The sequence below is a fragment of the Nostoc sp. NMS7 genome, from assembly GCF_017115085.1.
In the GTDB taxonomy this organism is placed as follows: Bacteria; Cyanobacteriota; Cyanobacteriia; order Cyanobacteriales; family Nostocaceae; genus Nostoc.
Genome location: NZ_JABXKJ010000158.1, coordinates 36,091 through 56,434, shown reverse-complemented (window position 1 = coordinate 56,434; position 20,344 = coordinate 36,091). Strand labels below are relative to the sequence as shown.

General features: G+C 41.6%; 21 protein-coding genes and 1 pseudogene. 10 read left to right on the top strand and 12 right to left on the bottom strand.

Annotation, left to right across the window (positions count from 1 at the left end):
• The coding region (locus HWQ38_RS16820) for a mechanosensitive ion channel family protein (RefSeq protein ID WP_292795379.1) at nt 1-771 on the top strand (771 nt) is incomplete at its 5' end.
• A gap of 46 nt (nt 772-817) precedes the next feature.
• Here the strand turns inward: HWQ38_RS16820 and HWQ38_RS16815 are convergent.
• Both HWQ38_RS16815 and HWQ38_RS16810 read right to left on the bottom strand, forming a co-directional pair.
• Complete coding sequence (locus HWQ38_RS16815; protein ID WP_292795377.1) at nt 818-994, bottom strand: tetratricopeptide repeat protein; 177 nt, start codon at nt 992-994, stop codon at nt 818-820.
• Nucleotides 995-1,276: 282 nt separating this feature from the next.
• Complete coding sequence (locus HWQ38_RS16810; RefSeq protein WP_292795374.1) at nt 1,277-3,277, bottom strand: MASE1 domain-containing protein; 2,001 nt, start codon at nt 3,275-3,277, stop codon at nt 1,277-1,279.
• 91 nt (nt 3,278-3,368) lie between these two features.
• Between HWQ38_RS16810 and HWQ38_RS40480 the strand changes: the two are divergent.
• Together HWQ38_RS40480 and HWQ38_RS16800 are read left to right on the top strand one after the other, a co-directional pair.
• Nucleotides 3,369-3,522: pseudogene (locus HWQ38_RS40480) on the top strand (tyrosine-type recombinase/integrase); the annotation flags it as partial.
• 362 nt (nt 3,523-3,884) lie between these two features.
• Nucleotides 3,885-4,487 (top strand): Uma2 family endonuclease, encoded by a 603-nt coding sequence (locus tag HWQ38_RS16800; RefSeq protein WP_292795372.1) that lies wholly within the window; start codon nt 3,885-3,887, stop codon nt 4,485-4,487.
• A 60-nt stretch (nt 4,488-4,547) separates the two neighbouring features.
• On the opposite strand, the gene HWQ38_RS16795 is transcribed toward HWQ38_RS16800, so the two are convergent.
• The 7 genes from HWQ38_RS16795 to HWQ38_RS16765 form a co-directional block, all read right to left on the bottom strand.
• Nucleotides 4,548-5,804 carry an FAD-dependent hydroxylase gene (locus HWQ38_RS16795; protein ID WP_292795369.1) on the bottom strand — a complete coding sequence of 419 codons (1,257 nt, stop codon included), beginning with the start codon at nt 5,802-5,804 and terminating at the stop codon, nt 4,548-4,550.
• A gap of 531 nt (nt 5,805-6,335) precedes the next feature.
• A complete protein-coding gene (locus tag HWQ38_RS16790) occupies nt 6,336-6,500 on the bottom strand; it encodes a hypothetical protein (RefSeq protein ID WP_292795367.1) in 165 nt (54 codons plus the stop codon).
• A 569-nt stretch (nt 6,501-7,069) separates the two neighbouring features.
• Nucleotides 7,070-7,828: a YebC/PmpR family DNA-binding transcriptional regulator gene (locus HWQ38_RS16785; RefSeq protein WP_292795364.1), complete on the bottom strand. Its 759-nt coding sequence runs from the start codon at nt 7,826-7,828 to the stop codon at nt 7,070-7,072.
• A 411-nt stretch (nt 7,829-8,239) separates the two neighbouring features.
• The gene (locus tag HWQ38_RS16780) at nt 8,240-9,151 is read right to left on the bottom strand and encodes a metallophosphoesterase (protein ID WP_292795362.1); all 912 of its coding nucleotides are present in this window, start codon (nt 9,149-9,151) and stop codon (nt 8,240-8,242) included.
• A gap of 72 nt (nt 9,152-9,223) precedes the next feature.
• Entirely contained in the window at nt 9,224-9,619 is a 396-nt protein-coding gene (locus HWQ38_RS16775; protein ID WP_292795360.1) for a cupredoxin family copper-binding protein, read from the bottom strand.
• 198 nt (nt 9,620-9,817) lie between these two features.
• Nucleotides 9,818-10,087 (bottom strand): peptidase, encoded by a 270-nt coding sequence (locus HWQ38_RS16770; protein WP_292795358.1) that lies wholly within the window; start codon nt 10,085-10,087, stop codon nt 9,818-9,820.
• A 10-nt stretch (nt 10,088-10,097) separates the two neighbouring features.
• Nucleotides 10,098-10,526, bottom strand: coding sequence for a hypothetical protein (locus HWQ38_RS16765; RefSeq protein ID WP_292795356.1), 429 nt, complete (start codon nt 10,524-10,526; stop codon nt 10,098-10,100).
• A 15-nt stretch (nt 10,527-10,541) separates the two neighbouring features.
• Here HWQ38_RS16765 and HWQ38_RS16760 point away from each other — a divergent pair, with 15 nt between their 5' ends.
• Genes HWQ38_RS16760 through HWQ38_RS16750 form a run of 3 tightly spaced genes read left to right on the top strand, consistent with a single transcriptional unit; the run spans nt 10,542 to nt 12,210 of the window.
• Nucleotides 10,542-10,826: a hypothetical protein gene (locus tag HWQ38_RS16760; protein ID WP_292795354.1), complete on the top strand. Its 285-nt coding sequence runs from the start codon at nt 10,542-10,544 to the stop codon at nt 10,824-10,826.
• A 34-nt stretch (nt 10,827-10,860) separates the two neighbouring features.
• Entirely contained in the window at nt 10,861-11,430 is a 570-nt protein-coding gene (locus HWQ38_RS16755) for a sigma-70 family RNA polymerase sigma factor (protein ID WP_292795351.1), read from the top strand.
• 6 nt (nt 11,431-11,436) lie between these two features.
• Nucleotides 11,437-12,210 (top strand): anti-sigma factor, encoded by a 774-nt coding sequence (locus HWQ38_RS16750; RefSeq protein WP_292795348.1) that lies wholly within the window; start codon nt 11,437-11,439, stop codon nt 12,208-12,210.
• Between the two features lie 131 nt (nt 12,211-12,341).
• On the opposite strand, the gene HWQ38_RS16745 is transcribed toward HWQ38_RS16750, so the two are convergent.
• From HWQ38_RS16745 to HWQ38_RS16735, 3 genes are all read right to left on the bottom strand, one after another.
• A complete protein-coding gene (locus HWQ38_RS16745; RefSeq protein ID WP_292795345.1) occupies nt 12,342-13,913 on the bottom strand; it encodes a metallophosphoesterase in 1,572 nt (523 codons plus the stop codon).
• 463 nt (nt 13,914-14,376) lie between these two features.
• Nucleotides 14,377-14,742 carry a DUF5615 family PIN-like protein gene (locus HWQ38_RS16740; RefSeq protein ID WP_292795342.1) on the bottom strand — a complete coding sequence of 122 codons (366 nt, stop codon included), beginning with the start codon at nt 14,740-14,742 and terminating at the stop codon, nt 14,377-14,379.
• Complete coding sequence (locus HWQ38_RS16735) at nt 14,742-15,038, bottom strand: DUF433 domain-containing protein (protein WP_292795385.1); 297 nt, start codon at nt 15,036-15,038, stop codon at nt 14,742-14,744. Before HWQ38_RS16735 ends, HWQ38_RS16740 begins: the two co-directional genes overlap by 1 nt.
• Nucleotides 15,039-15,290: 252 nt before the next feature.
• Here HWQ38_RS16735 and HWQ38_RS16730 point away from each other — a divergent pair, with 252 nt between their 5' ends.
• From HWQ38_RS16730 to pstC, 4 genes are all read left to right on the top strand, one after another.
• Entirely contained in the window at nt 15,291-16,544 is a 1,254-nt protein-coding gene (locus HWQ38_RS16730) for an ABC transporter substrate-binding protein (protein ID WP_292795339.1), read from the top strand.
• Nucleotides 16,545-17,118: 574 nt separating this feature from the next.
• Nucleotides 17,119-18,261 carry a sulfate ABC transporter substrate-binding protein gene (locus HWQ38_RS16725; protein WP_292795336.1) on the top strand — a complete coding sequence of 381 codons (1,143 nt, stop codon included), beginning with the start codon at nt 17,119-17,121 and terminating at the stop codon, nt 18,259-18,261.
• Nucleotides 18,262-18,345: 84 nt separating this feature from the next.
• Nucleotides 18,346-19,347 carry a PstS family phosphate ABC transporter substrate-binding protein gene (locus HWQ38_RS16720; protein ID WP_292795334.1) on the top strand — a complete coding sequence of 334 codons (1,002 nt, stop codon included), beginning with the start codon at nt 18,346-18,348 and terminating at the stop codon, nt 19,345-19,347.
• Nucleotides 19,348-19,396: 49 nt separating this feature from the next.
• The gene (gene pstC / locus HWQ38_RS16715) at nt 19,397-20,338 is read left to right on the top strand and encodes a phosphate ABC transporter permease subunit PstC (RefSeq protein WP_292768598.1); all 942 of its coding nucleotides are present in this window, start codon (nt 19,397-19,399) and stop codon (nt 20,336-20,338) included.
• Nucleotides 20,339-20,344 lie beyond the last annotated feature (6 nt).

Sequence of the window (20,344 nt, the reverse complement as noted above, 5' to 3'; positions counted from 1 at the left end):
ATTGATTCAACAATCGCTAATAATTTTTGCTTACCGCAACTTATTGAGCGGATACGCCTCACTGATGTCTGGACAACCCATTCCTCTCTCCCTTTGAGTGAAACTCAACGGATTGCGCTACGAGCTGCAACAGTTTCCGGGGCACTCAAAGGATTAATCACTTTTGTTTTCATCACCTTGGGTATCTTGGATTTTCTAAAAATATTTAATGTGCCTACCAGTTCAATTTTGGCAGGGGGCGCTGTGATCGGTATCGCAATTTCTCTTGGTTCCCAAAGTCTGATTAAAGATTTGGTCAATGGCTGCTTGATTTTGATGGAGGATCAATTTGCTGTGGGAGATGTAATTGAGATCGCAGATAAAAGCGGACTGGTGGAAAATCTCAACCTGCGGGTGACTCAACTACGTAATAACGAAGGTAAATTAATTACCATTCCCAATAGCAATATCACGAATGTCAGCAATCTCACCCGCCTCTGGTCGCGGGTAGACTTTTCTATTGTAGTGGCGTATGAAAACGACCCCAAGCAGGTTTTAGAGATTCTCAAGCAAGTATGCAAACAATTGTATAGCGAAGAAGAATGGCGCGAGTTCCTGCTAGAATCGCCCCAAGTGTTGGGGATTGATGACCTATCCAACATGGGTATGTTAGTGCGCGTCTGGATTAAAACGGTACCTATGGAACAATGGAGCGTTGGGCGAGAGTTCCGTCTACGGGTACGGCAAGCTTTTGAAGCAAACAATATTCAGATTCACGCAATTACCGTTTAAGTTTAGAATGTTGATTTTTTTGAGTAATTTATTCTTTGGTAGTCCCTTAAGTCTGATGATTTTTTGCCATTAGCTCGATCATTTGCAGACAATCACAAGCGATCGCATTTTCTGGGTCAAACTTTAGTGCTTTTTGCCAAGATGCGATCGCTTCTCGAAAATCTCCTTGTAATGCCCATAGTTTCCCAGCTAAGGCATGGAAGTCTGCATTGCTGGAATACAAAGCAATGGCTTGATTGTTGTGCGCTGTTGCTTCAGAATAACAGTTTAAAAGTTATTTGCCCCTAGTTTTAGCTCTGCGGTGCAATTGCATGGAGTGGAGTGCCCTTTGGGCGATCGCAAAATATTGTATTTTTGAAGCATGACAGGTTCACCATTTTAGATACAAGGGTACAAGATATTGACCGCTGCGGTACAGTCGTAGCCAAATGTGAATATTTTTTCATCATAAGCGCCACCTAAAGGATATGGGAAATGCTGAAATCGAGACATAATTTGTGCTTATTCAATCAATCCTCTGAGCTTTTACAGGAATCTCAATCACAAACTTTGTGCTTTGCCCCAGTGTGGACTCACACCAAAGATTACCGCCATGCTTCTCAGTCACAATTTGATAGCTGATAAACAAACCCAAACCAGTGCCTTTGCCAACGGGCTTGGTGGTGAAAAAAGGATCGAATAGTTTAGAGCGAATCTCTTCTGAAATGCCCATTCCATTGTCAGAAATCATAATCATCACTTGGTTTGTATCGATTTGACGAGTCTGAATCCAGATGGCATTGGGGTTGGCTGAAATGTCTGGGAACGATCGCCCCTGATTAGATTCTTCTAATGCATCAACAGCATTGCTCAAAAGATTCATAAACACTTGATTAAGGGAGCCAGCATTACATTCAATCAGTGGTAACTGACCATACTCTTTAATAACCTCGATCTGTGGGCGATGGGCTGTCGCTTGGAATCGATGTTGCAAAATCATTAAAGTACTATCAATCCCTTGATGAATGTCTACGGCTTTTAATTCTGCCTCATCCAAGCGCGAGAAGTTCCGCAGCGATAACACAATAGTAGATATACGATCAGTACCAATTTTCATCGACTGAAGAATGTTGCTTATATCTTCCTGTAAATAGTCCAGTTCAAGTTTATCCAATTCTGCTTGCAGGGCTTGAGGTGGATTGGGATAGTGCTGTTGGTAAGCTTGCAATGCTCTCAATAAGCCTTGGATATGCTCAGAAAGATAAGTCAAGTTGCCATCAATGAAATTAACCGGGTTATTGATTTCATGGGCAACCCCTGCCACCATCTGTCCCAATGCAGACATTTTTTCAATCTCAAGCATCTGCAATTGAGTCTGCTTCAGTGTTTGTAGGGCTTGCTTCAGAGTCGTATTCTTTTGATTCAATTGTTCAGTTCTCTGCTCAACTCGAACTTCCAGAGTTTCATTGGTTTTGGCTAATTCGGCAAAAGCTAAACGCAGCTTGGTTTCTACTTGTGTTCGTTCGGCGATCGTTGCTGTCAGCACCAGAATGGTAAGTGTAATCACGCCAATAAATGATTGCAGTTGCATCAAAGATTGGTTCAGATCCGCAATCACAAAACTACCTTTGCCATTGACGGTTGCGATCACTGCGATCGCAGCCACAATAAAAGTTAATAGCGTTGCACCCGGTTGCCCCAGTCGAAAGGCAGACCAGATCAACGTCGGAATTAACATATACTCTAAGTGATATCCCTCACCAAAAGCAACTTTGGCGATGAGAATGACCAACCCTATCAGGATAACTGGCTCTACGATTACCCAGAATCTCAAAGGGTGTGAGTTTGCTCTTGAGTGTCGAAGATCAGGGAGATTTTCAGAATCTTCTGAGGTTGAACTCAGGGATAACCAGTGCCAGATTGGATGTCGGTTTTTTTGAATAAATTGCCCCCAACTAAGCAGAATCGGGGTAACGATAAAAATTCCCGAAACGTTAGAAATCCACCAGGTTAACCAGACTGTCCCATACGCTGTCCAGGGAACTTTACCACTCAACGCCAAGGAAGCCACTCCAACAGTTGCATTGATCATCGGCCCCACCATGCCGGTTAAGATCAAAAATTTGAATACGTTGGTGACACGTTCTAAGGGATAGTGATGGTTAGTAGTTTTCCGCAGCAGGAAGGCACCCAACAGAGTTCCCAGAGTTGTCCCGATCGCAATTAACAGAACTGGCAGCGTTGAAATCACCAAGGATAATAAACTTGTGGGATCTCGGAACGCCCAGAAGTTGGCGAGAAATGAACCCAGCAAAACACCGTAGCCGATCCAGTTACCAAACAACAGAACAGCCCCAGTAGCAATTCCATCTGGAGGCCAAACTGGAGTCACATTCTGGGGTGTGGAGGCAAGATGCCGTGACATTTCAGCCATTCCATAATAAGCAATCGCTAAAACAATGATGCCTCCGATTTGCCTTAGCGGATGAGGGAATATAGAGGATTTTTGTGGAATCATCTGTTTCATGGCTGCTTGATATCAAGGTTCCTTGTCTTTACATAGAATGCCCTTTTTCCTTAAAGTCTGAACATAAAGCAGCCATAAAAGTAGTTTATAAAAAGCATTAAAACAAGCGGTTTGTCAAGCTGGTATTGAAAAAAAGGTGGGTTGTTATACGTTTCGCTATCCATTTACTGCAAAATAGCTATGATATCCGCACAGTACAGGAATTACTCGGACACAAATATGTGAAAACTACGATGATTTATACCCTGGCTCTTATACCATTTCACACAAACCCTGATGCATATAGATTTATCATAGGGGCACAGGAATGCTCATGCGTGTCAACTTCACGTAAAACCCATGTCCCACAAGGAACTGAAGTTCCTTGCTAATAGCTAAAGTCTACTTGAGTAGACTTTAGCTATTAGCCCAGAAATAAATTTCAGGGCGGGCGTGGAAGTCAACAAGCGTTTTCTAGCTGAAGTTGACACCAATGAACATTGTTGTGCCCCTACCAACATATTTGTATCATTATTAAAGTGAAACGGCATTAACCGTGGTGAAAAAGCTGTCCGCATTCCCTTAAATTAGAGATAATATTTCTATCATCAGTAATTCTCTATCATCTATGACTCAAGCCATACCCAAGCTAGTAACCTTCGAGGAATTCGTTGATTGGCTACCCGAAAATCGAGGAGTACGCTACGAACTACATAACGGACAAATTGTTGAAATAGCGCAACCAGTCGGGGAACACGAAGAAGTTAAAGGATTTTTAGGTATCGAAATTTCTGTTGAAATCCAACGTCTAGGATTGCCCTACTTCATGCCCAACCAAGCTATAGTTAGACCTCCTGAAAAAGATTCTGGTTACTTTCCAGATGTGTTGGTGCTAAATCGTGCAAATCTGGCAAATGAACAATTATGGAAAAAACAATCTATCGTTAGTTTGGGCGCATCAATACCTTTGGCAATTGAGGTTGTATCAACCAACTGGCGGGACGATTACTATATAAAATATGCTGATTATGTTCGCGTAGCGTCTCGAAGAGAAGAGATGGGTATCCCAGAATACTGGATTGTCGATTATGCTGCCTTGGGTGGAAGTAATTTTATCGGCAACCCCAAACAACCGACAATCTCTGTTTGTAACTTAATTGATGGGGAATATCAGATAACTCAGTTTCGAGATAGCGATGCCTGCGGCGGTAAACTACGCATTGTTTCCTAAACTTTTCCCGAATTGAATCTCACCCCAAATCAAATTTTTCAAGCTGGTGTCGTGTAGCGTTTATCGTTTTGCCAATTCTGGAGTCCGCCCCTTCAAACCGATCATTAATTTCAGGATAAACACCTTTAATACAGGTACTCGCTGCAAAAACCATAAACCCAGGCGACGCACCACCACCACAGGTAAGAAATTATTAGAAAACATCCGATCTAATAAATCCGTGAAACCTAAAATCGTCAGGTTTTCCAGCTGACGCCAGCGTTCATAACCTTTAAGAATCTGAATATCACCAATATCTTTACCCGCTTGATGCGCTGCTTGGATTACTTGCGCCAAAGCTGCTGCATCCCGAATACCCAGATTTAAACCTTGTCCGCCCACAGGATGGCAATTGTGCGCCGCATCACCAATTAATGCCAGTCGGGGGAGAACATAGCGATCGCTTTGCATGAGTTGTACCTGAAATACAAAGCGATCGCCGAGTAATTCCAATTTCCCCATCTGATTGCCATAGCGACGGGTTAATTCTGCCAAAAATTGCTGATCATCTAAAGCACATAAAGCTTTTGCTTCTTCGTGGGGGGCTGTCCAGACAATGCGGCAACGGTTCCCCGGTAAAGGTAAAATCGCAAAGGGTCCGCTAGACCAAAATCTCTCATAAGCGGTGTTGTTGTGCGGTTTTTCAGGTTTGACAAATGCCACGATGCAAGACTGCCAATATTTCCAGCCCAGAGTTTTAATCCCAGCAGCTTGACGAATTGGCGATCGCGCCCCATCTGCGGCTACAAGTAATTTGCTCTTGACTGTCTGTAACTGATCGGCAACTTTAATATCTATCGCTACTATATCGGAATCGTACTGTGTATTTACGACTTCCGCCGGACACAGATAAGTCACATTTGGACAATTTTCGACAAACTCCTGCAACGGTTGCAACAGCGCTTGGTGTTCCGCCACATAACCCAACTCTGGTATATTTAAATCATCTGTGGCAAATTCCACTACATTGGGAGAATCGGCATCAGAAAGATGAACGCGGCAATATTTGGCGATTTGAGGCAACATTTTGTCCCAAACTCCAATTCCTTGATAAATGAGCGACGAAAGCTGATGAACTGCATAGGCTTGCCCCTTCGCTACTGCCACTGATGCAGCTTTCGCCTCAATTAGCAAGATACTCAAGCCAGAATCTTTTAAAGCAGAGGCTAGAGTTAACCCAATAATCCCACCGCCGACAATTACCAAATCATATTCATATCCCCGTTCATTTGGCGGTGTTGGTTGAGGGGAAATTTGCTCAAGCTGCGTTCGGGTCATTGTTAAGTTAGGTTACAGCGTCTTAACTCTTATTTTGACGCGATCGCGCCCCTTTGAGCAAGTTAATAAAAGCAAACATTGAAAAACCCCGCCGATGACTGAGGACAACAGCGAGGTTACACAGCTTTATTTATTTGCAAATAAATAAAAGACATCTCCAGAAACTAAATATCCGTTACCCACATCTTGCACCTAGCCCTAGCGATTAAAAATCGCGGCTATACAAACAAAGTCCACCTCCGTGGACTAAGAGGAAATCAAGAGTTTTTACCCCAGGTCGCTGGGTTTTGACTGTGTAGCCAAGGCAGTGCGTTGCGCGGCTCCGCCGACTTGAAGCACCTGGCGCGCGACTTCCAGTCGCCTGGTGCAAGATATAAGGTTATCCAGAACCCTTGTAAAGAAGTAGCACTGCTACGTCTCTACATTCTTTTTCGCAGATGTCTAAAGTATAAATTTTGTTACAGAGTTACTACCAACTATTACTACTAAGAATAACTTATCATTAAATATGCTGTGTTTGACAGCAGCAGATTATAGATGATGTCTGCGAATGTGATGGCGATGTATTACTCTGTGATGAAGTCTATGATGCCTAACAGCAGCTGAAGCGGGTGTAGCTTGAAAGATTGGTGCAGCAAGTGCTATGGGGGTAGCGATCGCTAGAGCTAGTACTAAACCTTTAGCAAATTTGTTCATGTAATTTCCTTGATTCTATTTATTCAGTGAATCTCTGAATTAAAATATGACAAAGACCTATGTCGATATCTTGTTATTTATATGAAGTTTTTGTGGAGATTTTTACCCAAATTAGCATCTATATACACCTGAATATTTATTAGTCTACAGAGAAAAATTTACGGAGTTTTTCCGCAAAGAGCCAAAATTAAGTATATGGATCTAAATAAATATTAAGATAGTTGAACCCATAGGGTAGGAAGTGAAGCTGAAGTAATCGCAAAGACTGAAATTACTTCACTCCACAGTTTAAGTGAATACCTTGTTGGATAATACTTGTTGCGCTCAGATGATCTGCGATTTCCAAGTTAGATGTAACATTTTGCACATCATCTAGATATGATCAGGTGTCGATTAACTTGAGTAGCTTGATCGGAACGTGGATTAAATAAAATGCAAAACTTCATCCTGTCTCTAGCTTCCCTCTCCAATATATCGGAGAGGGATTGAGGGTGAGGTAAGCCAGGGAGATAAATTGTATCTTATTTAATTCTTATTCCATAGGGCTATGATCGCTGGATTAATTTTGATTAAGAAATGCTCAGAGCGATCAATTCTTCTGATATTTCAAAGTTAGCTGTGACATTTTGCACATCATCCAAGCCTTCTAGAGTATCAATTAACTTGAAAAGCGATCGCGCCTGATCGAGATCAGTAACTTCTACATTATTACTGGGAATCCAGCGCCATTCGGCATCAATTACTTTAATGCCTTGTTCTTTGAGTGTCTGGCTAAGGGTTTCTAAATTTGCCAGATCAGTAAATACCTCAGCCATTTCATCTTCAATCATCTCATAAGACTCGGCATCGCCAGAGAGGGATGCTTCTAAAAGCTGTTCTTCGTCAACTACACCCTTGACTACACAAACGCCTTTTTGGTGAAACATCCAGCTAACGCAACCTATTTCACCAAGATTACCAGCATTTTTACTAAAAGCTACACGCAAGTCAGCAGCAGTGCGATTACGATTATCTGTGAGGGCTTCGATTAAAATCGCTACACCACCAGGGCCATAACCTTCGTAGCGAATCGCTTCAAAGATAGCATTATCGCCGCCAAAAGTACCTGCACCTTTAGCGATCGCTCGTTCAATATTATCATTGGGGATACTCGCTGCCTTTGCCTTGTCAATTGCCGTGCGAAGTTGAAAATTCAGCGCCGCATCTGGTACGCCGCTTCTAGCCGCAACGATAATCGCCCTAGATAACTGAGTAAAGGTTTTTCCCTTCCTTGCATCTACTACAGCTTTTTGGCGCTTAATATTTGCCCATTTACTATGTCCTGCCATAATCTAAAATTATCAAAACTCTATCCAAGATTAGGATATATTCGCTGGCAAAAACCATAACTTCAGATAATTGTGCAAAACGACATCAGAGTGGCGCAGTTGTTGTGAGGGAATTAGGATAAATGACCAATCATTTTAATCAACATTATGCCCGATTTTTTTCCTCTCCTCGCCATGCCAAGAATCACTCAAAGCAACGCAGCAACGGTTAGATTTGATTTTCAAGTGAAAGGGGGAATGGGGAGTGGTGTAGTTCAATTAGTTGAAAAGCGCTGTAATATTATGTCTGCTTGATTACTTATTAAACCCGAAGAACCCCAAAGAGCCAAAGTTGCGCTTTGTCTCCCCTAAGAGTATCACTCCCCAACGTTCATGGCTGCATCCACACATTTGGGTACTTCTATCGAGACTCTAAACCAGAGAATGCTGGTCAATTTTGACATCATTACCAGGTATAAATTCCAATGTGCGGAAACCCAACACAGCCAGTAAATCCTTTTCTGGTAACTTGACTGGAGCCGGTTTTTCAGCTTTTCCTGGCGCAGGTAACGGATAAGAAACAGATGTCGCTGTACTAAATCGAATGTTACCTTCGCTATGTTGAATTACTTGATGAATGTGACCACTGAGGACGGTAACAGAAGAAAAGCGGGATAATAACGAGAGTACTTTGCCTGAGTCGGCGGTTGCCCAACCCCATTGAGGATAAAGATTATACAAAGGAATGTGACTAAAAATAACTATTGGCGTGTCTTGTTTCTGCGCTGCGAGGTCTTTTTCTAGTAAATCTAGTTGCGCTTGGCCGAGTTTCCCTTGACCAGTTTCGCCAAATTCCAGCACATTGGTCAGGGAAATCAAATGCACGCCATTATAGTCCCATATTTGCAAACCTTCTCTTTTATCCTTTTGGCTGAATGCTTCTCCATAAGCTTTCCCCCTGTCTCCGATGGTGTCATGTTCGCCAGGGAGGGTAAACAGTGGTGCTTTCAATTGGGAAAGAAATTGTTTTGCCGTGTCAAATTCCTCCGGTTTGGAAAGGTGAGTGATGTCTCCAGTATGAACAATGAATGCTGGTGGTGTGGATAGTGAATTTATGGCGTTGATGGTTTGTTGCAGAGTTGCAGTAACGTGGGGGTTCGCTTCCTTATTGAAACCTAGATGTGTGTCGCTGATTTGCACAAATGATAAAGGTGCAGAATTTGCTAATTTCTTACCTTGCGAATCTTTGACCGAACAGGATACAAGTAAACCATTTTCCCCCACTACCCACAGAATGCCAAGACCAGTCCAGCCAACGTGTTCAATAAACTTTCTACGTCTCATTTTGTTGTCCTATTTAAAGTGAAAGTTGCTTTGCTTTAAGTAAAAAGCAAGAGGTATTTTATCAGAGCCTTTTTACTTTTTACTTGTGTTAACAGTAATTGTTCCTTGCATGTAGGGATGAATAGAACACAAGTAAGGGAAAGTTCCTGGCTGTGTAAAGGTGTGTTTCCAAACTTGATCCCCATCCAGTCCCTTAGAATCAAAAGAGCCATCTTTGGCGATAATGGTATGTGGTTCCTCGTCTTGGTTGACGAACTGCACGGTTTCACCAGCACCTATCTTGAAATTTGACGGTAAGTATTTGAAATTGACAATTTTGACGGTAGGATTTGCGGTATTGGCGGTAATTTCCTGCGGTTGGGGTGTAGGTGTTACAGATTGTCGGTTGGGGGTGCAGGATGATAAAGAGAACACAATTACCAGAATTGTAGAAGCAAGTCCTTGAAGCAAGTAAGAGATATATTTCATATATCGATAGAACCGAAAGTTATTAAGGAATTGCACCAGACAACGCACAAATACAACAGATAAAAATTGGCTATTTGTTGCATTTTTACTTTTTCAGGACTTACGCAATATGTGACCGAAAACCTTATTCTTGCGTAGCGGTAATTCATGAATTACCGCTACTGTCGTTATCTTTTGCGTAAGTCCTGTTTTTACTTGTTATGACTTGCGCCGTTGAGAAAATAATCCTGTCATATTTAGTCCGGTAGCAATTAAACTCAGCAATCCCAATCCGTTGAATAGGGGTAAAATTGCTGACAGTCTCAAAAATTGGAACGTATGAATTTTGAGAAGAAATCCGACTAATTGGGCTTGATGCAACCATTCATCCGCAACTGTCATGGCAATACCTGTAACTGCGGTGATAATTAGTGGTAAGCAGATTGTAAGTGCAATTAGTCGGTGATATTTGCGGAAGACTAATCTCATGATCAAATTCCTAATCTTGTTCTAAGGCTTGTAGTTGTGCTTCTAGTGCGTTTAAATATCCTTGGTCGGATAGAGTTTGCTCTGGTAGTAGCTTTGCCTTCACCGCACTTTGAAGAATATCTTTAGCTGTTAGCATTCCCGACTGATGCGCGTTCAACAGAGCATTCCCACTCTTGATACCTACATTTTTTAAGTAGCCGCGTTCAGCCATAAAAGCCAGATTGAAAGGATTAATTTGACTGGCTTTGGCACTGTTTGCCACGACTGAATTATATGTAATTGAGGTTTGTGCTTCAGCAGTGGTTGCTAGTACAGGAGATATTAACAAAGCTGATAAAATTGGGAGAATGTAACGTTGCATAGTTTTACCTCGTGAATAGAGTTGTTGGGATAAAGCAATGAAAGCAGGTAGGGGAAAACCTACCCAACTTGTTTTCATCTGGGTGATGTGTAAGTGAAAAAGGCTATTTTAGTAGAGACACAATTAAATAGCGGGCGCGGGTTATATTTGAGAGAGACTCACACGCCGTTAACGGCATCGTGTCTCTACAATCAAGCATTACCGAAATCAATAATTGTGTGGGTTAGTGTTCGCTTCTATTCCTATAACGAACGAGATGAGAATTTGGATTTAATCTCAATCTCAAATCCAAATTCTCAAATCTCAAATCCAATTGCCTCCGTCAATCGTTATATAAATAGAAGTAAAACCTTTGCGATCGCCAACCAAATGGTGTAACCTGATATCCACGCAGGTATATTCACACCCCAGCATGGAGTCACATCCTCCCCCGCACCAGACAGATACAGAGTTGCTCCACGCCCTGAAAGCAAAACAGCCAGGGGCGTTAAGTATTCTCTATGACCGTTACGGTCAGGTTGTCTACGGAATTGCACTGAAAGTATTGCAAAACCCGCAGGAAGCAGAGGATTTAACACAGGAGATTTTTCTGGCTTTGTGGCGCAATCCGACTGTCAATCCCAACCACAGTCATTTCCTGCGTTATCTGATCACGATGACGCGCTCAAGGGCAATAGATAAAATCCGCTCTCGGAGTCGCACCCTCAATCTCTTGCACCGCTTTGGGCAAACAGTCACCGCCGAAACCCTGTCTCCAACTCCGGTTGAGCAAGCTGAGTTAATAGAACGCCAAGCAGCCGTTCGCTCTGCCCTTAGCCAACTGCCAGACAACCAACGTCAAATTATAGAGATGGCTTATGATGCTGGACTTAGCCAGTCGGAGATTGCTCAACAACTAGATGTACCATTAGGAACAGTGAAAACTTGGACACGCCAAGGACTGCTGAAGCTAAAACAAATATTACTTGATGCTATTGATTAGTTACCTATGACTGCACCAGAAAATTCTCAATATATACAACAGTTAGCAGCAGGCTATGTCGTGGGTGAACTGTCTCCTGATGAAGCTCTTGAGTTTCAGCAGATGCTCGCAGAAAATCCATCCTTGGCAGTGGAAGTAGAGCAGTTACAGCAAGTATTAGATGAAGTGGTTTATGGTTTAAATGCTGTTGAGCCACCACCGCATTTGCGTGCAGCTATCCTCAGCAATTTAAAGGACGTAGAGACTGAAAATTTCTTCGCGTCCCAGCATCGTCCGGTCAGCGCTTTTCCCTATAGTCTCTCCTGGCGCAAAATCATCGGCAGTGTCGCGGCACTATTAATTTTGTATTTGGGAATAGAGAACTACCACTTGCGTACAGAATTGCAGATAGCTGATAATCTCAAGACACTGCTGCAACAAAAAGCAACCCGCCTGTTTCCCTTAAGCGGTGTGAATGTAGCAAAAGCAGCAAGCGGCAGTTTTGTGCTGAATCTGGAACAGCAAACAGGTGTGATTGCGATTCAAAATGTTCCCCCTCCGCCTGTTGGAAGTGTTTACCGACTTTGGGCAGTTGTTGAAGGCGAAAAAATCCCGTGCGGACAGCTTCCTGCCAATACACAGGGTAAGATTGTCGAAAAATTTGCGATGCCTGCTGATTTCTATAATGCGGGGATATCAGAATTGTTTGTGACGCTGGAGACATCCACTGACTATCGGTATCCACTAGGACCGGTAGTCATGAAGAGTGCTTTTACCTTTGGTGATGGTAGTAAACTTTAATATCCGCTCTCTAGGGTGCGATCGCATGATTAATCCTTGGAAAACCTCACCCTGTCCTGTCCGACATCCCTCTCCGAACTCACGGAGAGGGACAGGTTTTGCGTAGCATAACCAATCTTTGAGGTTTTTATTTAAATCACAAATGGTTCAAGTTCGCGGTTATACCACTCATCTTCAATCCGTTCAGCAATCAGTGGTCTGATGATAAACTTAGGTGGGCTACCATCCAGAACATCAATCCGCACACATGAATAAGGCAGCCGATTCTGAAAATTGTAGTCATGACGACCGACAAAAAGCTTTGAATCTGCAACTTTCCGAATCGGTTTACCTGCAATTTCGGTAAAAGTCTCCATCAATTCAGTCCCGCCTCGGCGTTGATAGCGGGGACGATGACCACTACCACCAGAGATAATGCAGTTAATGTGGGAGTCAGCAAATCCGGTATCAGTTGTGCAAAGATGCTCCAAACAGTGAGCGTGACCATTTAAAATCAAATCCACTATGGGACGTTCTTTAATTAGAGAACCAAGAGTTTCTGCCACTTGTTCAAATACCCAGCGCAAGCGGTGGCGAACTGCCAAAGTTTGCGCCTGATCCCACTTAGTAGCTTCTGTGACGTAGGGTGGATGGTGGAAAAAGATTACACGTCCGCGCACTTTGGAGGTGTTCCAAGATTCGATTAGTCTGCTTCGCAACCATTCAAGTTGTTCAAAATCGATCGCAGGCATTTTCTCAGATGCCAATTGTTTTTCAATGTCGATTTTGATCTCATTTATTTGGTCTAATTTGGCACTAAGCTCATCAAGTTGTTCCGCCTCAGTGGGTTTATCTGGGTTGAGTTCATTGCATATTCCCAAAATCTGCAATTCTTCTTGATCTATTTCCTGACGACGCTTTTGCAATTGGCGACGGTAAATTTCCCCTTCTTGAGTTGCAGGTAAAGGTGATGGTGTATTAAAGGTGTTGGAATCTAAAGCGAAAAAATCAATCCCGCCGTAACGGAAGGTGTAATAACGATTGGGTAAGCGGGTAAAATGTCCAGGTTGGTAACGCAAACATCGCCCTGTATCGGTCTTAGCAGTATAGTGTTGATCTAAATGACGTTCTAACTCTTGTGGGGAAGCGATCGCCTGGGTATAGTCCAAAAACGCTCGCGCATAGGCATTACCTTGATACGATCCATGCCAGCCAATCTCGATATCTTTGTAGCGCAACAAGCGACGTAGTGACGATGTTGTTCCCGTAAATAAACGGTACATCAACGGCACATCGTAGTAATCATGATTACCAAGGACTGGCAAAAATGGGAGATTAAACACCATGCGATCGTAGGAAATGCTTTTGGGGTTGTCGCCACCAACAAGAAATTCGCGGTAAGGCTCAATAAAGTTTGTCGAGTAATACTCTTGAGAACCTACCACATAAATTACATCGCCTGTGTGCAACACAAAACTGCAATCATCGCGGTGAGTCAGCATTAGTTCAGCAACTTTTCGTTGGGGGTGGTATCGAGAATGGGATTTGGTGCCAGAATCACCGATAACCATAAAGGAAAATTCTGGACTATCTTCCCTGCGATCGTCAATCACCATCCTGGTTTGGTCAATTCCCCGTTGCACAAAACTTGGATGCATCCACCGCACCCGTTCCTTCATCTTTTGAATTTTTACAGGAATCGGTGGCTCGGAAATCAATTTCATGGCTGATAACTCTTGAATGCCTAATGCACATGTTGATTGTAACGAGATAATAAGGGTTTTATTTTAAATCTCGTTTCTAGACACTACTAAACACAAAGTTTCTCTTAGGGAATTTCAAATAAAAAAACATCCCAAATTTTCTAGTGTGATGGGTGTCCGCACTACGTGCCGCTACGCGAACACCCGTCCTATATTCAGGGCGGGCTTTTCGACCCACCCCACAAGATGGATAATTTATTTCTTGTCAGTCCCTTAGTGCCTTTGTACCTTATACCAATTGTATGTGAAACTGCGCTTTATTCATGTAGGGGCAATTCATGAATTGCCTCTACAGTTTTGTAGTTTTGCCTAAGTTTTATAGGCGCATCTTGAAAAAGAAATGATATTAGCGTGATTACTACTCAGCACTACTAAATGTATTACAGCAATTTTCAGGGCTAAGTGCGATCGCACTTGGACAATCTTACGAATCACCCCAACTACTCAAAAATTCCACTTGATTCTGCATATTCTCTGCTGGTGTAGCCGCAATTAACTTTAGCAAGCGGCGCATTTGTTCGCCTACCGAGTAACCTTGCTGTGCCAAAATAATTCCTGCATAAAACTCTCCACGTTCCAACAAAGTTGTATGCAACTGATAAAAATTCTTAAGATTAAACCTGTAAATTACTCGCTGATTCTCTAATGCCCAATTCAGTTGTTCTTCGTCACTCCGAGATAGCATTCCCCCTTCCGCAACAGTAATCACATCTACACTACGAGCGCGTAAAGCTGAATAAAGCTTATGGCTCCTTGCATCCTCATCTAGATACAAACGAATATTGCTCATTATTGAATCTGAGCTTTCTTTGCGTGTAGTGCTGCTAACCGTTCATACTCTGCTTGTTCTGATGCTAAATCAGCCTCAATTTCCTCTCGGTTCGCGTGATAGTAGGTTAGTGCTGCATAAATCTGTACTAAGGTTAGATGATCCAGATCAGCTGCAATTTCTTCTGCGTTGTCACCTTGTTTATATAAAGCGGCTATGCGACGGACTGATGTACCTGTCCCCGCAATAATAGGACGACCCCGACGCAGTTTAGGGTTTCTTGTGATTAGTGTACCGATATCGGTAATAGTCGCCAAAACTTCTTCTCCCAAATGTCTCACACTAACTATTATTGTATCGGCTTGTATTGCTACTAAGCTGATTAAATATACGTCTCATCAAGATACAAGTAATCAGATTATTAGTAATTTTTTCCAAGCAGCCTCACCGCTATAGGTCTACAGGGCTAGACAACAGGCTATTGACTATCTTTTACAAAATGTGATGCCGACAGTGGGCTTTGCCTACATAGCCAGTATTATCATAATGAACATAATACTCATGCATCTATGAAAAGTGCGATCGCTGTTAGACTCTCCGTTGGTATCGCTCATCAAACCGCATTATTATTTATCTGCTCTATGTTACTAATAGCCTGTAGCAAAAGTGGCAGTACTGGTGCAAATTCTGCAAAAAATCCAACAGCAACAACAGGTACATCTGATGCTATTCCTATCGGTATCGCTTTTGCCCAAACAAGCAATGTAGCATTACTTGGTCAAGAGGGAACTGATGGAGTCAAAATTGCCGAAAAGTATTTTAATGCTCAAGGTGGTATCAATGGTAGACCAATTAAATTAATATATCAAGATACTGGTGGCGATGAAGTTGGAGCCATTAATGCCTTTCAAACTTTAATTAATCAAGATAAAGTTATTGGCATTGTTGGCCCTACCCTGTCACAACAAGCTTTTAGCGCTGACCCCATAGCAGAACGTAATCAAGTTCCAGTTATTGCAGCATCAAATACCGCTAAAGGCATTCCCGAAATAGGTGATTATGTTGCTCGTGTTTCTTCATCTGTTGCTGTCGTTGCTCCTTATTCGGTGAAAGCTGCACTCAAGCAAAATTCTCAAATCAAAAGAGTAGCTGTATTTTACGCTCAAAATGATGCTTTTAATAAGTCGGAAACAGAAATTTTTCAGAAGACAGTTAAAGATTTAGGATTGAATTTAGTCACAGTACAAAAGTTTCAAACAACAGATACCGACTTTCAAGCTCAAGCTAGCGATGCGATTAATTTAAAACCAGACTTAGTGATTATATCTGGGTTTGCTGTAGATGGAGGTAATTTAGTTAAACAACTACGGGAACTTGGTTATAAAGGAATAATTATTGGTGGCAATGGTTTTAACACATCTCATATATTTTCTGTGTGCAGAGCGCTTTGTGATGGCGTGATTATTGCTCAAGCTTACAGTCCTGTATATCCCAGCAAAATTAACACTGCATTTCGTAAAGCCTACGTTGAACAATATCGTAGAGAACCACCCCAAATAACAGCTCAAGCTTTTACTGCCTTACAAGTATATGTAGAAGCTCTACAATCTTTGGATAAAAAAAGCAAAATTAACAAATTGACGCTGCCACAGTTGCGTACACAATTAAATCAGGAGTTACTCAAAGGAAAGTATCAAACTCCTCTTGGTGAAATTGCTTTTACACCAGTAGGTGATGTCATTCAGAAAGAGTTTTACGTTGCCCAACTGAAGATGGAAGCAAACGGCGTTAATGGAAAATTTTCTTTCTTAAGCGTAAAGTAGTACTTTCTGAAGCTATTAATGATAGAGTTTGTAGTAAGGACTTTAGTCCTTATTTTCTAAGCACTAAAGTCCTTACTACGAACTTGCTTACCCCCTAATTTTAACTTGACAGACTACTAATAGTTGCAATATTGCCTATAGGATCTATAGCGGTTCTCGTTTAGATGCAATATACGGTAGAAGCATAGCATTGCTCATTAGTATCAACTTAGAGCCAGGGCAATAGAATTCGCCGCTACACAAACGAAGTTAAGGAAAAATTGAGTGCTTGAAACCCACCTCCGTGGGTTTCTAATCGCCCTTTTAACGTTAAGTTGACTATTTGGTATTACTCATCACATATTTTTTGGCAAATATATGTATTGATATTACCGAATTTTTTCGCTTCACAGTAGAAACAAGCCGTATTTTTCAAATGCCTTGATAAGTTCAGATTTATTTGCTACTTTCAACAATCAACTGCTCACTCAATAAAAAAATTGCAGCCAGATGATAAATATTATTCTATATACCTTATAATTCTTATAATTACGGTATTCGCCTAGAAATACCGTAGATTTAGGGGTGAATTCTGATGAGCGAGTCGCAACAACCAACACAATTGGGTAAATTTCTAATTGAAGGAGTGAAAGCTTTGCAGCCCATACAGCTTTGGTATCAACACACAATTAGAAGTTGGTTGAATGGACGCAGTGTGCAAAGCTTTGTGAGTCTGTTTCTCATCGGTACTTTTTTGAGTGTAGCAGTTGCCTCCTGTTCTGGAAGTAGTTCAGCTAGCAAGGGTGATGTCAAGCTAAAACTCGTTTCTTTCTCTGTCACTAAAGCAGCTCATGACCAGATAATTCCCAAATTTGTGGAAAAGTGGAAGCAAGAACACAACCAAAATGTGACATTTGAGCAAAGTTATGGAGGTTCTGTAGCTCAAACGGCTGCTGTCATTGCCGGTTCGCAAGAAGCAGATATAGTACATTTGGCACTTCCCCTGGATGTCAACAAAATTCAGCAAGCAGGTTTAATTAAATCAGGTTGGGAAATCAAATCACCGAGAAGTGGTATTGTGAGTAGATCGGTTGCTGCGATCGTCACGCGCGAAGGCAATCCCAAAGGTATCAATACTTGGGCAGACTTGGCAAAAGATGGCGTGAAAGTGATTGCGGCTAACCCAAAAACTTCTGGTATTGCTATCTGGGAATTCTTGGCTTTTTGGGGTTCGGTGAGTCTGACAGGCGGTGATGATACGAAGGCATTAGATTATGTCACCAAAGTTTATAAAAACACCCCTATTCTGACAAAAGATGCCCGTGAAGCAAGCGATTTATTCTTCCAGAAAGGTGAAGGAGATGTCTTAATTAACTACGAAAACGAGGTAATTTTGAGCGGTAAAAATGGCACGAAGTTGCCTTATATTATACCCCAAGTCAATATTTCTATTGATAATCCTGTAGCAGTAGTCGATAAAAACGTTGATAAACACCGTACAAGAGAAGTTGCACAAGCATTTGTTGATTTTCTTTACTCCACAGAAGCTCAACGGGAATTTGCAAAATTACAATATCGTCCTGTCAACCCCACTGTTACCCAAGAAGTCGCATCACAACATCCCCCAATTGAAACTTTATTCACATCTCAAGATTTAGGTGGCTGGGATATTATCCAGAAAAAGTTTTTTGCAGATGGAGCAATTTTTGACAAAGTGCAAGCTGCCAAGAAAGCATGATATCTTTTTTCTAATGCAGGATTCTCTAGTTGCAGATAGGCAAGCATAAGCAATTCACAGTAACTTCATCTCAATTGATAATTTATGAGCTTTCGTAGCAGATTTAAGAATAGTATTTTTCTGACGTTTTTAATGATTATTGCCAGCAGTATAACTGCTTGTAGCAGTAATGAGGAAAAGAAAAGTCAGGTGAGTATTGATGGTGCAGCTGTAGGTTTTCCTATTTCTTTAGCAGTTGCAGAAGAATACGGTAAAGTCAAACCTGAAGCGAAAGTAAGCGTTGCCTCAAGCGGTACTGGTGGTGGTTTCAGTAAATTTTGTAATGGCGATCTTGATATAGCTGGTGCTTCTCGTACCATTAGAGATGAAGAAATCAAAAAATGTAAAAGCAAGAATATTGAATTTGTCGAGTTGCCTATAGCTTTAGATGGCATCGCTGTGATTGCTAACCGTCAAAATAACTTCGCCAAATGTCTAACTATTAAGGAACTGGGTACCATTTGGGGTGGCAAATCAGATGGCAAAATCTTGACATGGAATCAAGTTAATCCCAAGTTTCCTAACCAAAAGCTGAAGCTGTATGCACCATCTTCTGATACGGGAACATTCGATTATATGACTCAAGCTGTGACTGGTAAAGCCAAGAATGGCCGTACAGACTACACTGCCACTCAGAATCAAAACCTTCTCGTACAAGGAGTATCAGGTGATGTATCAGCTTTGGCTTATGTAGGGATATCTTACTACATTCAAAATCAAGATAAACTCAATCTAGTTGCTGTAGAAAGTCTTAAAGGAAAGTGTGAAAAACCAGTTCCAGTGGATAATGTAATTAAAAATATCTATACACCTTTGTCTCGTCCTCTCTTCATCTATGTTAGTAAAAAATCCTTAGATACTAAGCCAGCAGTAAAAGAATTTGTAGATTTTTATCTAGAAAATTCTTGGAAGTGGGTAGATAGTGTTGGTTATGTAGCATTACCTGATGAAGCTTACCTCAAAGTCAAACAAAAATTTGCTACTGGTGAAACTGGGACAAAATTCAAAAAAGCAAAACCAGGTGAACCAATCACAAACTTTATTTAAATAAAGTCTCAGTCATTGTAGTCTGAGTGTAGTTAAAACTTAACTGTTTATGCAAAATACCAATTTTCAAGACGATCCTTATCTATTATCCAGACAGTCACTAGAGAAAAATGCCTCTGAAGATATCTCAGAGAAGATTGTTGCGGCGATTTTATTTGCTTGTGCTTTAGTCTCGGTTTTGACTACCTTTGGTATTGTCGTAATTATCTTTCAGGAGACATTCGGTTTTTTCCAAGAAGTTTCCTTTGCCCAATTCTTTCTTGATACTAAATGGACACCGTTATTTGCCAATAGACATTTTGGTGTTTGGCCATTGATTAATGGCACTTTCTTGACTACAGCTATTGCAATGGCAGTTGCTATTCCTCTAGGTTTATCTTCTGCGATTTATTTAAGTGAGTATGCCCAACCCAAAGTAGCAGCAATTTTACGTCCAGCAGTGGAACTTTTAGCGGGAATACCTACAGTAGTATATGGTTACTTTGCGCTGTTGTTCCTGACACCATTGCTGCGGAATTTTATCCCTCTGGAAATATTCAACGCTCTGAGTGCAGGGTTAATGATGGGGGTAATGATTACTCCTACTGTTGGTTCTATCAGCTTAGATGCTATTCGAGCAGTTCCGCGTTCTTTGCGAGAAGGATCTTATGCTTTAGGTATCACTAAACTGGAAACCATTTTTAAAGTAGTTCTACCAGCCGCGCTTTCTGGAATCATCGCTTCAATTATATTGGGTATTTCTCGCGCTGTGGGTGAAACAATGACAGTCCTCATTGCCGCCGGACAACAACCAAGACTAACTGTTAATTTTGCGGAATCAGTAGAAACAATGACAGCCTACATGGCACAAATTTCTGGTGGAGATAGTCCGCGTGGTAGTCTGAATTTCAAAACATTATATGCTGTAGGCGCTGTTCTGTTTCTACTTACCCTTGCTTTGAATATTGTTAGTTACTGGATTGCTAATCGCTTTAAAGAAAAATACGACTAAATAGAT

Bases quoted from the DNA above. Each gene is read 5' to 3' on its own strand.
- HWQ38_RS16810 (WP_292795374.1), bottom strand. From the start codon at position 3,277: ATGAAACAGATGATTCCACAAAAATCCTCTATATTCCCTCATCCGCTA.
- HWQ38_RS16800 (WP_292795372.1), top strand. From the start codon at position 3,885: ATGACTCAAGCCATACCCAAGCTAGTAACCTTCGAGGAATTCGTTGAT.
- HWQ38_RS16795 (WP_292795369.1), bottom strand. From the start codon at position 5,804: ATGACCCGAACGCAGCTTGAGCAAATTTCCCCTCAACCAACACCGCCA.
- HWQ38_RS16790 (WP_292795367.1), bottom strand. From the start codon at position 6,500: ATGAACAAATTTGCTAAAGGTTTAGTACTAGCTCTAGCGATCGCTACC.
- HWQ38_RS16785 (WP_292795364.1), bottom strand. From the start codon at position 7,828: ATGGCAGGACATAGTAAATGGGCAAATATTAAGCGCCAAAAAGCTGTA.
- HWQ38_RS16780 (WP_292795362.1), bottom strand. From the start codon at position 9,151: ATGAGACGTAGAAAGTTTATTGAACACGTTGGCTGGACTGGTCTTGGC.
- HWQ38_RS16775 (WP_292795360.1), bottom strand. From the start codon at position 9,619: ATGAAATATATCTCTTACTTGCTTCAAGGACTTGCTTCTACAATTCTG.
- HWQ38_RS16770 (WP_292795358.1), bottom strand. From the start codon at position 10,087: ATGAGATTAGTCTTCCGCAAATATCACCGACTAATTGCACTTACAATC.
- HWQ38_RS16765 (WP_292795356.1), bottom strand. From the start codon at position 10,526: ATGAAAACAAGTTGGGTAGGTTTTCCCCTACCTGCTTTCATTGCTTTA.
- HWQ38_RS16755 (WP_292795351.1), top strand. From the start codon at position 10,861: ATGGAGTCACATCCTCCCCCGCACCAGACAGATACAGAGTTGCTCCAC.
- HWQ38_RS16750 (WP_292795348.1), top strand. From the start codon at position 11,437: ATGACTGCACCAGAAAATTCTCAATATATACAACAGTTAGCAGCAGGC.
- HWQ38_RS16745 (WP_292795345.1), bottom strand. From the start codon at position 13,913: ATGAAATTGATTTCCGAGCCACCGATTCCTGTAAAAATTCAAAAGATG.
- HWQ38_RS16740 (WP_292795342.1), bottom strand. From the start codon at position 14,742: ATGAGCAATATTCGTTTGTATCTAGATGAGGATGCAAGGAGCCATAAG.
- HWQ38_RS16730 (WP_292795339.1), top strand. From the start codon at position 15,291: ATGAAAAGTGCGATCGCTGTTAGACTCTCCGTTGGTATCGCTCATCAA.
- HWQ38_RS16725 (WP_292795336.1), top strand. From the start codon at position 17,119: ATGAGCGAGTCGCAACAACCAACACAATTGGGTAAATTTCTAATTGAA.
- HWQ38_RS16720 (WP_292795334.1), top strand. From the start codon at position 18,346: ATGAGCTTTCGTAGCAGATTTAAGAATAGTATTTTTCTGACGTTTTTA.
- pstC (WP_292768598.1), top strand. From the start codon at position 19,397: ATGCAAAATACCAATTTTCAAGACGATCCTTATCTATTATCCAGACAG.